This window comes from Bradyrhizobium sp. CCBAU 53415 (assembly GCF_028128735.1).
Classification (GTDB): Bacteria; Pseudomonadota; Alphaproteobacteria; order Rhizobiales; family Xanthobacteraceae; genus Bradyrhizobium.
Map to the genome: position 1 here is coordinate 1,446,001 of NZ_LBJF01000027.1, position 12,552 is coordinate 1,458,552.

Here is a 12,552-nt window from a genome sequence, read left to right on the forward strand (position 1 = left end):
TCGCGTCAGAAGTCGAGAGTGAGGCGGACGCAGGCCTTTTCCAGACGGGTCTTCAGCGTCGCGAGCTTGGTGGTGAATTCGGTGAGCTCGGCCTCGTCGAACTCCTGGAAGACGAATTCCTTGATGGTCTTGTACTGCTCGTTGAGGCTCGCCAGGTGCTTCTGCGTCTTCTCGGTCAGGGACAGCCGGACCACGCGCGCGTCGGTCGGCGAGGGGCGGCGGCGCAGCAGGCCCTTCTTTTCGAGCAGCTTGGACTGGGTGGTGACGAAGGACGGATCGACGTGGAGGAGCTTGGACACGACGTTGACCGGGATGCCGTCGTCCTTGTCGAGGTCGGAGATGGCCATCAGGATCAGCCATTGCGGCCCGCTGATGCCGAGCGTCCTCGCCCAGAACTGGCGCAGCTCCTCGAGATACATGTTGATCGACGATATCTCCCAGGTGAAGCGCCTGATGATATCCAGGTTGCCGATGGTGCGCAGGCGCGCTCCCTCTTTCCTCGTCGCGGACACAGCATCACTCCGTGAACCGATTGTTCAGGTCAGTGTTCGTGGAATGCCATAGTCCACGCAAGCCTGCTCTGACGCAAGTGCAGAGCAGGGTAATTTTGTCACTAAAACTACAAAGATGATCAGCTCAGCAGATTGGGCCCGGCACGGTGTTGCGCGCGGGGCACAGGCTCGGCGAAACCAGAAAGCTGATCTAATAAAGTATTTTGATTAGCGGAACGGCGCAGGCATATTGCTTCGTGACGGTGGGGGGTACTCGATCGTCCCGTTGCAGGTGGTTCGCTCACGTCCCTCGCGTCGAAAGCGGGTGTGTCCGAAAGCGCAAAGCGGCCGAGCGGATTTGAGAGAGACGGGGATCTGGGGGGCCTCACGGTCCAGTCTCCGCAAAATGAGCAACTTGGAGGTTTTAAATGAGAATGGTGAAGAGCCTTTTGCTCGGCACTGCGGCGGGTCTGATCGCCGTCGGCGGAGCGCAGGCGGCCGATCTTCCGGTCAAGGCCAAGGCGGTCGAGTACGTCAAGATCTGCTCGCTCTACGGCGCCGGATTCTACTACATCCCGGGCAGCGACACCTGCATCAAGCTGGGCGGCTATCTGCGTGCCGAAGTGGCGCTCAACGCCGGCGGCAACTACAGCGCCCAGTACAACGGCGTGTCCGCGGCCAACAACCGCCTGACGAACTACTACTCGATGCGCGCTCGTGAAGATCTCAACATCGATACGCGCACCGCGACCGAGTACGGCGTGGTCCGCACCTATTTCGACGCGGTCTTCACCTGGACGACCGGCAGCTATGCCAGTGCCGGCACGGGTACCACCGCCTACGATTCAGCTCCGGCCGGAACGAGCGGTAACGGCTCGGTCTCGGGCGGTGCGCTCGGCGTCTACTATGCCTTCATCCAATTCGCCGGCTTCACCATGGGTAAGTCGGTGTCGCAGTTCGACGCGCCCTGGATCAACTATCCCGGCAACAACTTCGACCAGCTGGTCGGCGGCAGCGGTTCGACCAACGGCGTCACCCAGTTCACTTACACGGCCGATTTCGGCCAGGGCGTGACGGCCGCGATTTCGGCGCAGGACCAGACTCAGTTCTTCACGACCAACCTCTGGAACACCGCCGGCATGAGCACCACCGGCGTCCTCGGCGGCGCCTACGGCTCCAACGACATCGGCGGCACCCGGTCGCCCGACCTTGTCGGCATGGTCCGCGTCGACCAGGCCTGGGGCCTGTTCCAGGCGTCGGTCGCTGCGCACGACAATCACGTCGGCTACTACGGCGCCACCGAAACCACCGGCCATCCGGAAGACAAGTGGGGCTGGGCCGTCCAGCTCGCTCTGTCGATCAAGAACATTCCGACCGGCGCAGGCGACGTGATCAACATCTCGGGCGTCTACACCGACGGCGCGAGCCGCTACAACTTCCAGTCGCTGGCAGCGACCAGCTACTCGATGTTCGGCAGCTCGAACGCGGCGTATCAGAGCATCGGCTTCGCCGGCGTGTCTGACGCGGTGTTCGGCCCCGGCGGCAACCTCGAGCTGACCAAGACCTACGGCTTCCGCGGTGCCTACACCCACAACTGGAGCCCGTACTGGAACACCGCGCTCTATGGTGCGTGGGCCGCGGTCAACTACAGCAGCACCGCGAAGGGCCTGATCTGCGGCAGCGCCGCGTTCGCCACCCTGACCGGCACCTGCAACCCGGACTTCAACATCGGCCAGGTCGGTGTCATCACCCGCTGGACGCCGGTGAAGAACCTGACCTTCTCGGCCGACTTCACCTACAGCCATCTCGATCAGAAGTATTCGGGCGCAATCACGACCGGAGCACTGACGAGCGTGGCCAAGCCCGCGGCGACCTACGAGCTGAAGGACCAGGACACCTACAGCCTGCTGCTGCGCGCCCAGCGCAACTGGTAAGCGCGGTCTTCGGACATGAAGCAGCCCCGGCGGGAAACCGCCGGGGCTTTTTTCCGCAAGGACGTTCGGAAAATCCGGCGGCCTTTGCAGGGGACGAAGACGAGCCATGCGATTCGATCGCTCTCAAATTTATTTACTTACCTGAGTTACTAAGCTATATAGCTTTCAGCCAGATACGAAAGTTGCGGCTCTTAGCTTCATGCTAAGCCTCCAGAAACCTCCGGTGATGCCCCGCCGGAGGTTTTTTGTTTTTGGAGAACGGCGCAGCATCAGCCGCGCATCGCGCGAGCGCGGGTGTGCGGCCGGTAGGCGAGGCGGCTGTGACCGGCGCAATAGGGCTGGCCGTCGGGAGCGGTGTTGCCGCAGAAGCAGAAATCGTCTTCGCCCGGCGTCGAGATCGGCCATCGGCAGCGGTTCTCGGCAAGCTCCAGCAGCGAGCAGCGATTGGTCTCGTCGATGGGGCCTGCGACCGCGGGCGCGTCGGTCTCGCCATAGATCGTGGCGAGCATCTCATATTGCAGCCGAGGCACGGCCCGCGGGGCCCGCGGCGGCGCAAAGGCTCTGTCCTCGACCGTCCGGCCGCGCGTCAGATTCAGCCGGGACAGCTTGCCGATCACGGCGTTGCGGCTGACGCCGATGTCGGCGGCGATCTCGCTGCAGGAGAGGCCGGCCTCGAAGTGCCGCTTCAACAGTTCAATGCGTTCGTCGGTCCAGGTTCGTGAAGAGATTGGCGAGAGAACAGGCATGTGGTGCAGTCCCAGGTTGCAGATGTCGGCCATCCGCCCGCTCGAGATCCGTCCGCTCCACGTCCGGCGCGCGCTCACGTCCTGCCATTGTCGCGGATCGACAGAAGCCCGTCCTTGATGGCGAGACGGATGCCTTCCTCGATCAATGTCCGTGCGACGCCGGGAACGCTGGTGCCGTGGGTGCCCTGTCTCACCAGCTTCTCCAGATAGGCGATGGTCGAGAGCGCCAAGGTTACGGGGATACGGTCAGTCTCGGCTTTTTCGGTGGCCATGGCCCGAACGCTAGCCTCTTACTCGGGTACATAAAAGTAACGATTAAGACTCTATTTAGGTTCGGGGGCGGAAGTCAAATGCGGTCACAGGCCGCAGCTCAGCGCATTGGAATCATTCGGGAAAATTGGCGCACGGCGGCGCGCCGCGCGGAAGACCGGGCGGCGGCGTGGCGCGTGCAGCGCAGGAGGGACGGGGCCGGCTCAGCCGTGCACGATCGCCTTTTCGATCATGCAATGGATGCCCTTGGCGCCGTTGACGGTCTGGGTCACCCTGAGGTCGGCGGCCAGGCTGCACAGCGTGTAGGCGTCTTCGCGCGACAGATTCCGCGTCTCGCCGAGCAGCGCGATCATGTCGCGCAGCGCGTGCACCACGCACTGGTCGAGATCGGGGTCCATCGCCATGGTCATGTAGTGCGTCGCCGTCTCGGCGCGCGGATAGTCGAGCCTGAAGTCCTTGCGCAGCGTCAGGCGGAAGCGGCCCTGTAGCGCGGTCTCGATCGCGGTGACGCAGACCTCGCCGTCGCCCTGCACGCCATGGCCGTCGCCGCAGGAGAACATCGCGCCCGGCACGAACACCGGCAAATAGAGCGTCGCACCCGCACCGAGCTCCTTGTTGTCGAGATTGCCGCCCATCGCGCGCGGGATCAGCGAGGAGATGCGGCCCCAGGCGGGGGGCGGCGATACGCCCATCACCCCGAAGAACGGCTTCAGAGGCAGGTCGAGGCCCCACGGCATGCGGCCGACCATCCGCGCCCGGTCGAGCGGGATGTTCAGGATGCGAGTCTCGTGGAAATCGTCGGGCAGGGTACCGGACAGCGGCTTGATCATGTTCCAGCCCCAATCCTGCCGGAGCTGGACGTCGAGGATCTCGACCGCGAGCACGTCGCCGGGCTCGGCGCCTTCGACCGCGATCGGACCGGTGAGGATGTGGCCGGGCAGCATGCGCTCGTTCTTCGCATGAACCTCGTGCATCTCGGGCGGAATGTGAAACTTGTCGCGGTCGGGCAGCATGTCGGGTCCGCCGCTGATGGTGTCGACCGTCACCTCGTCGCCGCTGGCAATGGTGAGGACAGGCTGAAGCGCGGCTTCGAAGAAGCCCCAATGGCAGGTTTCGGGGCTGGAATGCAGGTGATGATGGGTCATTTGCCAGGTCCGCTCGGTTTCATCGGCCGCGGGCTTGACCCAACGATCGATCCTCTTTCAAGAAGATTTCTGAAGATGGCGGGGCCGGTCAAGCCCTGCACAGACAGGCACGATGATTTCAGCGAGGCTCTCCTGTTTTTCGTTCTCTCCAAGACCCTCGGCACCGCGCTGCTGCCGATCAATCTCCTGGTCGAGCTCGGAATCCTGTCCGTCGTGCTGATGGCGACGCGCTTTGCCGCGCTCGGCCGCAGGCTCGCGGTGATCACGCTGGTGGTGCTGGGGCTCGCTGCGTTCTCGCCGCTCGGCAATCTGCTGATCTACCCGCTTGAATCGCGCTTTCCGGCGTGGGACGCCTCGCGCGGCGCGCCCGACGGCATCATCGTGCTCGGCGGCTCGGTCGACACCGATCTGTCGGCTGCACACCGCACGCCGGTCGTCGCGCACGCGGCCGATCGTCTGTTTGCGCCGGCCGAGCTCGCGCGGCGCTATCCGAACGCGCGCATCGTCTTCACCGGAGGCTCAGCGAACCTGGTTTCGACCGAGGCGAGGGAGGCCGACTACTCCGCACCGATCCTGGAGAATCTCGGCATACCGAAGCAGCGCCTGATCCTCGAGCGCAATTCCCGCAACACCTGGGAGAACGCGATCTTCACAAAGCAAATGGTGGATCCAAAGCCGGGCGAGCGCTGGCTCCTGGTGACGTCGGCCTTCCACATGCCGCGCTCGATGGGGATCTTCCGCACGGCCGGATTTGACGTCGAGGCCTATCCCGTGGACTGGCGGATGGGGGGACGCGACGATCTTTTTTCCTTCACCAATATCGGCGCGGATGGGCTCCGCCGAACTGATGTGGCCGTGCGCGAGTGGATCGGCCTCGTGGCTTACCGTCTGACGGGCAGGACCGGCGAGTTGCTTCCGGGACCGGGTAAGGACTAGAACGAGGGTCGCAAAACAACAACACACGGCGCGCGATCGCCGGCCGGGAGGGACCGCCATGCAGGAGCAGAGCGCAGAGAGGATCGATCTTGCCGGACTCGTCGCCGACCTCCACAGCCTGCTGCGGCTGAAGACGACGGTGATCGGCATGAAGCTGTTCGCGCAAGCGGCCGAGATGGAGGCGATCTCGAAGATCCGGCGTCCGAACGCAATTCACACCACCGACCAGATCGTCAGCATGGCCGCGCGCCTCGGCTGGACCGTCGGCATCACCGCCGACGATCTCGTAGGCAGCCAGTGTCGCGCGGTGATCGGCCTTGCGCCGCAGGACGAGAAATGGCTCGCCGGCGAAAACTATGTCGGGGTCTGGCACGGCACGGCGGAAGACGCGCGCAAGCGCCAGGAGGCGTTGGACGTGGTGCCGTTCGGGCAGTATCAGGCGCTGGCCGTCAGCCCGCTGGCGAGCGGCCGGCTCGATCCGCCCGACATCTGCCTCGTCTATGCGACGCCGGGGCAGATGATCATCCTGATCAACGGGCTGCAATATACCGGCTACAAGAAGTTCGAATGGGGCGTCGTCGGCGAGACCGCGTGCGCGGATTCATGGGGGCGGGCGCTCAAGACCGGGGAGCCCAGCCTGTCCTTGCCATGCTATGCCGAACGGCGCTATGGCGGCGTGCCGGACGAGGAGATGCTGATGGCCTTGAAGCCTTCGCATCTCGCCAAGGCCGTTCAAGGCATGAAGGCGCTGGCCAAAAATGGCCTGCGCTATCCGATCCCGCCCTATGGCATTCAAAGCGACGTCCGTGCCGGCATGGGCGTGAGCTACGCGAAAAAGTAAGGGACGACCATGAGCTCTCGAGAATTCGACATCGTCGTCTACGGTGCGACCGGTTTCACCGGCCAGCTCGTCGCCGAATATCTGGCGGCGCATTACAAGGACGACAAGGCGCTGAAATGGGCGATGGCGGGCCGCAGCCTCGACAAGCTGAAATCGGTGCGTGATGCCATCGGCGCGCCTGCCGACACGCCGCTGATCGTGGCGGATGCATCGGATGCGGCGTCGCTGAAGGCGATGGTGGCGCAGGCCAAATCGGTGATCACAACGGTTGGTCCGTATCAGTTCTACGGTGAGGAGCTGCTCGCGGCCTGCGTCGCTGCGGGTGCGGATTATTTCGATCTCTGCGGCGAGCCGGTCTGGATGCGGCAGATGATCGACAAGTACGAAGCGGCGGCCAAGACGAGCGGCGCGCGCATCGTGTTCTCGTGCGGCTATGATTCCGTGCCGTTCGAGCTCGGCACGTTCTTCGTGCAGGAAGAGGCCAGGCGCGTGTTCGGCGCGCCGGCTGCGCGCGTGAAGGGCCGCGTGCGCGACATGCGCGGCACGTTGTCAGGCGGCACCGCGGCGAGCGCGAAAGCGACCTTCGATGCGGTCGCCAAGGATCTCAGCCTCGTCGCCATTCTCAACGATCATTTCGCGCTGACGCCTGATTTCACCGGCCCGAAGCAGCCCAAGGGCAACCGGGCGGTTTACGAAGAGGATCTGCAATCCTGGGCCGCGCCGTTCATGATGGCCCTGATCAACACGCGCAACGTTCATCGCTCCAACATGCTGATGGGCTTCCCCTATGGCCGCGAGTTCGTCTACGACGAGATGGTCCTGACCGGTCCCGGCGAGAAGGGCGAGGCCAATGCCAGGCGCGTGATGGCGGCGAACGCCGAGAAGACCGGACCGAACGCGCCGAAGCCGGGCGAGGGGCCTTCGAAGGAGGAGCGCGAGAAGGGCCTCTTCAATCTGCTGTACGTCGCGATCGCGCCCGACGGCCGCCAGGTCCGCGCCGGCGTCACCGGCGACCGCGATCCCGGCTACGGCTCGACCTCGAAGATGATCTCCGAATGCGCGATCTGCCTGCTGCGCGATGCGACGGACGTTCCGGGCGGCTTCTGGACGCCGGGCGCAGCGATGCAGCACAAGCTGATCAAGCGGCTGCAGGACAATGCGGGGCTGACATTCGGCGTGGAGAGCTGAGCGCGCAATGCGCACCAATGACGGTGTCATCGCCCGCGAAAGCGGACGATCCAGTATTCCAGAGGCGGCAGTGATTGAGTCGAGAGGCTGCGGCGTACTGGATGCCCCGGTCCCGGGGCATGACAGGGGCGTGCGTGGCTACACCGCCCGCGCGTCGTACGCGTACATGAACTCCATGCTCTTCGATCCCATCGGCAGCAGCCATTTCAGCATCTGATTGCGCATCCACGCGCCGGTGGCGCTGAACTCGCGCTTGCTGTTGCCGTTGCGGCGGGCCATGGCGACGATCTTCTCGGTGCGAGAGCGGCGCTCGGCCTCGAAGGCCTGGAAGATGGCGCCGAGTTCCTGCCCCTCCTGGATCAGCCGCGCGAGGCGCATCGCGTCCTCCAGCGCGAGCGAGGCGCCCTGGCCCGCATGGGGACTGGTCGCGTGCGCGGCATCGCCGATCAAGAGCGAACGCTTGCGCGACCAGGTCGGCAGGGTCGCGACGTCGAGCGTGTCGGTCACCACGATGTTCTCGGCGGCCTCGATGATATGAGGGATTGGATCGTGCCAGCCGTGATGGAAGCCGCGCAGATGCTGCTTCAGCGTGGCCTTGTCGAGCGCGCGGAACATCGCCGCGTCCATGCCGTGCGCGGGCTGGGTGCTCCACCACATCACGCCGTCGGTCGGATCGGGGCTGCAATAGCCGTAGCCGAAGAAGCCGCTCTGGCCGAACGTGGTCTCGACGCGCCGGCCGATCGGCCTGCCGTCGAGCACGGCGTGCGGCACGAAGCCGCCGAAGCCGACCAGCCCGGTGTCGAACGGCTGCGGCCCGTCCGGAACCACCTGGCGGCGCACCACCGAGTGCACGCCGTCGGCGCCGATCAGGAAGTCGCCTTCGGCGGTGGTGCCGTCGGCGAAGTAGGCGATGATCGGCTGGTCGCCGCGATCCTCGATCTTGATCAGGCGCTTCTCGAAATAGAGCGAGACGCAGGCGCACCAGGCCTTGTCGATCAGGATCTCGTTCAGCGTGGCGCGTGAGATGTTGACGGCCGGCTGGCCGAAGCGCCGGGCCATGTCGCGGTTGATCGAGCCGAGCTTCTCTCCGCCCTGCGAATAGAAGTCGAAGGCCTCCGCGACCGAGCCGCGGCTGATCAATTCGTTCGCAAGCCCGATCTCGTCCAAGACATGCATGCCGTTCGGCGCGATCTGGAGGCCGCCGCCGATGCCCTTCGAATGGGGCGAGGCCTCGTAGATCGCGGACTCGATGCCGGCGCGGCGCAGCAGGATCGCGACGACGGGCCCGGCGATGCCGGCGCCGATGATCAGGGCCTTGCGGGGACGATAGGACATGGCTTGCTCGCGACGTTTCCGTGGTGCTAGGAGAAATTACGGTCGCTAAATCTCTTAGTGGCTAAGATATATATCGAGTAAGAGAAGAGGTCGGCCTTGTCAAGGACGAAGGCGCGCGCTGCGCTGTTGCAGGAACTCGAAGAGGCGATGCGCAGGTCGTCCGCGCAGGGCGTGCTCTACGGCCAGACCGTTGCCAACGTTGCCGGAATTGCCAATTCCGACCTCGAATGCATGGACATCCTGTATCTCGAAGGCCGCGTCACCGCAGGGAGGCTCGCCGAAGTCACGGGCCTCACGACCGGCGCCATCACCGGCGTGATCGACCGGCTCGAGAAGGCGGGACTGGTGCGGCGTGAGCGGGACGAGAAAGACCGCCGCAAGGTGTTTATTTCCGTCGTGCCGGAGAAGGCCATGAAGATCGGTGAGCTCTATGTGCCGATGCAGCAGGCGATGGAGAAGGTTTTCGGCGCCTATTCCGACGAGGAACTGCGCCTGCTGCTGCGTTTCGCCAACGAGGGCTACAAGGGCGTGCTCGCGGCGACAGAGGCCTTGAAGGGACTGCTCGATACGCCGCCGGAAAAGCGTCCCGATCTCAAGCTGAAGAAGCTTCGTCGCTAGCCGTCTTGTAGACCTGCGCTGCGGCGATCATGCCCCACATCGCGCCCAGCATCATCCAGAAGTGCCGCCAGTGGTCGGTGTCGATCACGAAGCTTTCGCCGACGGTGCCGAGGAAGGCGGAAAAGATCGCGAGATAGGCGCGCTGCCACGGCACACGGATGAAGATGTGCCGGAAGCCCATGATGACGGTGGTGAAGACCAGCGCGGGATAGCACACGCCGGAAAGCCAGCCGCCGGACATGAAGGCGTTCAGGTAGGAGTTGTGGGTGTCCTCGGGGAAGAAGCGGTGGAATTGCAGGGGACCGATGCCGAACGGCAGATCCAGCGCCATCTGCGCACCCAGGATGTGGCGGCCGAAGCGGCCGAAGCGGCCTTCGTCATAGCTCTGGTCGAAGCTCGCGCGCTGCTTGAACATCTCGGCGGTGGAATCGAGCGACAGCAGCACCGCGATCAGAGCGAGGCCCAGCACCGCGGCGACGATTGCCATGATGATGATGCGCGAGCGCTGCGCGTTGGTGCGGCTGGTCAACACCATCAGGGCCAGCATGAAGGCGGAGGTCAGCACCAGTCCGCCCCAGGCGGCACGGGAGAAGGCGAGCAGGATCGCCAGGGACATGATGCCGAAGGCGATGACGTTGCGGAAGGCCTTGGCCAGCCTGTCCGAGACCGCGCTCTGAAGCGCGAACAGCGCCGGCAGGATCAGGAAGGCGCCGAGCACGTTCGGGTCCTTGAACGTGCCGCGCGCACGTCCGTAAAGCGTCAGGAGGTCGTTGCCGCCGGGAACCAGGTGGAAGTAGCCGGCGACCGCCGACAGCGAGGCAACCATCGCGCCGACCACGAGCCCGCGGCGGAGCATGTCGAGCCGGGCCGCCGTGTCCTCCGAGGTGACCATCGCGAAGAACACCACGGTCACGCCCATGTACCAGGAGGTCGCGATCCAGCTCACCACCTCGGACTGCTCGAACAGCGGGATTGCGCTGATCGTGTAGCCGATATTGAGCAGGACCAGCATCGCAGCCAGCGGCATCAGTACGAGCTTCAGCCGCAGGCCGGTGGCGAAGAAGGTGACGGTCGCGAGCAGCGTCGCGACCTCATAGGGGCTCGGCTCGATGAAGACGATCGCGCCGGAGGCGCCGACCAGCCACACCAGCGCGCGCTGCAGCGCCAGCACGCCGGGCGCAGCACGGACCGCTGCATTCATCTCCCCGGCTGTCGTCGCATACACCATCAGATGCTCATACGCTTACGCAACTGTTAGACACAACTTCCGCCGTCATGCCCCGCGAAGGCGGGGCATCCAGTATTCCGAGCCGTTCGTGGCAGTTCGCGCTGCCGGTGATTACTGGATCGCCCGGTCAAGCCGGGCGATGACAGCGTGACTCGGGGGTCGCAAATTCAATACGCGTTCTCGTTCTTGGTCAGCAGCGAGATCGGCGTCTTCAGGAGGATGTACAGGTCGAACAGCACCGACCAGTTCTCGATGTAATAGAGGTCGAACTCGACGCGCTTCTGGATCTTCTCTTCGTTGTCGATCTCGCCGCGCCAGCCGTTGATCTGGGCCCAGCCGGTGATGCCCGGCTTGACGCGGTGGCGGGCGAAATAGCCGTCGACGGCTTCGTCGAACAGACGGCTCTGGAGCTTGCCCTGCACCGCATGCGGGCGCGGGCCGACCAGGGAGAGATTGCCTGAAAACACCACGTTGAAGAGCTGCGGCAACTCGTCGAGGCTGGTCTTGCGGATGAAGCGGCCGACGCGGGTGACGCGCGGATCGTTCTTGGTCACGACCTTCGAGGCGGTCGGATCGGCCTGATGGTGGTACATCGAGCGGAACTTGTAGACATCGATCCGCTCGTTGTTGAAGCCGAAGCGCTTCTGGCGGAACAGCACGGGGCCGGGGCTGTCGAGCTTCACCGCCAGCGCCACCAGTCCCATCACCGGCAAGGCTGCCAGCAGCGCGAGGCTGCCGACGACGCGGTCGAACAGCCACTTCATCACCAGGTCCCAGTCGGTGATCGGCGCCTCGAACACGTCGAGCGTCGGCACCTCGCCGAGATAGGAATAGGAACGGGGGCGGAAGCGCAGCTTGTTGGTGTGCGCGGAAAGGCGGATGTCGACCGGCAGCACCCAGAGCTTCTTCAGCATCTCCAGGATGCGCGTTTCCGCCGAAATCGGCAGCGCAAACAGCACGAGGTCCACGCGGGTGCGGCGGGCGAACTCGACGATGTCGTCGACCTTGCCGAGCTTGCGGGCGCCGGCGCAGGTGTCGAGCGCGCGGCTGTCGTTGCGGTCGTCGAACACGCCGAGCACGTGGATGTCGGAATCCTCCTGCGCCTTCAGCGCCTCGACCAGTTGCTCGCCGTTGCTGTCGGAGCCGACGATGATGGTCCGGCGATCGAGCCGGCCCTGGCGCGCCCAGCCGCGCACCAGCGAGCGCAGCACCAGACGCCCGGCAATCAGCGCGGCGAGCCCGAGAAAGTAGAAGGCGGCCAGCCACAGCCGCGAGATTTCGCTGCCGTACTTGGCGAAAAAGGAGATGCCGATGAACAGCAGGAAGACGAACGACCAGGACGAGATCATGCGCGTCATCTGCCGGAGCTGACCACGGAACAGCTGCACCTGGTAGATGTCGGCAGCCTGGAAGCAGACCACGGCGGCGACCGCGACGGCGACGACCTCGGCGGGATAAATCCAGCTGAAGGCGCCGGAGAGCGGCATGACATAGCCGACATAGAGCGCGATGCCGACGAGGCTCAGCAGCGCGAAATCGGCCAGGCGAACGAAGCCGGCGATCACGATCGGCGAATAGGCGCGGGCGACCTTCTGGTTGACCACTTCGAGCGCGGCAGGCGAGAGCCGGCGGCGGCGCTCCACGAAGGGCTGGTCAGCGGGTTTTGCCGCGGCGCTGGTCGCGGCATCGAGCATCGAGCGTGCGTTGAGCGGTTCCACCGGCGTCCACGTCCATTCCAGAAGCCCGCGGCACGGCCTTGCGCGCCCGGGCAAGCATCCCCTGGCGCTTCGATTATCGAACAAATCGGAAGATTTTCTAAA

The 12,552-nt window shown here is 64.6% G+C and carries 12 protein-coding genes; 5 read left to right on the plus strand and 7 right to left on the minus strand.

Annotation, left to right across the window (positions count from 1 at the left end; all coding sequences use genetic code 11):
• Positions 1–5: 5 nt before the first annotated feature.
• Positions 6–512 carry a MarR family winged helix-turn-helix transcriptional regulator gene (locus XH87_RS34960; RefSeq protein ID WP_035712871.1) on the minus strand — a complete coding sequence of 169 codons (507 nt, stop codon included), beginning with the start codon at positions 510–512 and terminating at the stop codon, positions 6–8.
• 407 nt (positions 513–919) lie between these two features.
• Here XH87_RS34960 and XH87_RS34965 point away from each other — a divergent pair, with 407 nt between their 5' ends.
• Positions 920–2,425, plus strand: coding sequence for a porin (locus tag XH87_RS34965; protein WP_271590706.1), 1,506 nt, complete (start codon positions 920–922; stop codon positions 2,423–2,425).
• Positions 2,426–2,694: 269 nt separating this feature from the next.
• Here XH87_RS34965 and XH87_RS34970 read toward each other — a convergent pair whose 3' ends face one another.
• The 3 genes from XH87_RS34970 to XH87_RS34980 form a co-directional block, all read right to left on the minus strand.
• A complete protein-coding gene (locus XH87_RS34970) occupies positions 2,695–3,171 on the minus strand; it encodes a GcrA family cell cycle regulator (protein WP_271590937.1) in 477 nt (158 codons plus the stop codon).
• Between the two features lie 74 nt (positions 3,172–3,245).
• Positions 3,246–3,443 (minus strand): hypothetical protein, encoded by a 198-nt coding sequence (locus XH87_RS34975; RefSeq protein WP_024341172.1) that lies wholly within the window; start codon positions 3,441–3,443, stop codon positions 3,246–3,248.
• A gap of 201 nt (positions 3,444–3,644) precedes the next feature.
• Positions 3,645–4,586 carry an acetamidase/formamidase family protein gene (locus XH87_RS34980; RefSeq protein WP_271590707.1) on the minus strand — a complete coding sequence of 314 codons (942 nt, stop codon included), beginning with the start codon at positions 4,584–4,586 and terminating at the stop codon, positions 3,645–3,647.
• Positions 4,587–4,754: 168 nt separating this feature from the next.
• Here XH87_RS34980 and XH87_RS34985 point away from each other — a divergent pair, with 168 nt between their 5' ends.
• The 3 genes from XH87_RS34985 to XH87_RS34995 are packed head-to-tail and all read left to right on the plus strand — an operon-like array spanning position 4,755 to position 7,551.
• Positions 4,755–5,522, plus strand: coding sequence for a YdcF family protein (locus tag XH87_RS34985; protein ID WP_271590938.1), 768 nt, complete (start codon positions 4,755–4,757; stop codon positions 5,520–5,522).
• Between the two features lie 58 nt (positions 5,523–5,580).
• Positions 5,581–6,363, plus strand: a complete 783-nt coding sequence (locus XH87_RS34990; RefSeq protein WP_271590708.1) for a DUF169 domain-containing protein — start codon at positions 5,581–5,583, stop codon at positions 6,361–6,363.
• 9 nt (positions 6,364–6,372) lie between these two features.
• Positions 6,373–7,551, plus strand: a complete 1,179-nt coding sequence (locus tag XH87_RS34995) for a saccharopine dehydrogenase family protein (RefSeq protein WP_271590709.1) — start codon at positions 6,373–6,375, stop codon at positions 7,549–7,551.
• A gap of 138 nt (positions 7,552–7,689) precedes the next feature.
• Here XH87_RS34995 and XH87_RS35000 read toward each other — a convergent pair whose 3' ends face one another.
• Positions 7,690–8,886: an FAD-dependent monooxygenase gene (locus tag XH87_RS35000; RefSeq protein ID WP_271590710.1), complete on the minus strand. Its 1,197-nt coding sequence runs from the start codon at positions 8,884–8,886 to the stop codon at positions 7,690–7,692.
• 147 nt (positions 8,887–9,033) lie between these two features.
• On the opposite strand from XH87_RS35000, the gene XH87_RS35005 reads away from it, so the two are divergent.
• Positions 9,034–9,504, plus strand: coding sequence for a MarR family transcriptional regulator (locus XH87_RS35005; RefSeq protein ID WP_050991142.1), 471 nt, complete (start codon positions 9,034–9,036; stop codon positions 9,502–9,504).
• Here XH87_RS35005 and XH87_RS35010 read toward each other — a convergent pair.
• Entirely contained in the window at positions 9,479–10,732 is a 1,254-nt protein-coding gene (locus XH87_RS35010; RefSeq protein ID WP_271590711.1) for an O-antigen ligase family protein, read from the minus strand. The genes XH87_RS35005 and XH87_RS35010 overlap by 26 nt on opposite strands.
• Before the next feature lie 167 nt (positions 10,733–10,899).
• Entirely contained in the window at positions 10,900–12,450 is a 1,551-nt protein-coding gene (locus XH87_RS35015; protein WP_271590712.1) for an undecaprenyl-phosphate glucose phosphotransferase, read from the minus strand.
• Between the last annotated feature and the right edge of the window lie 102 nt (positions 12,451–12,552).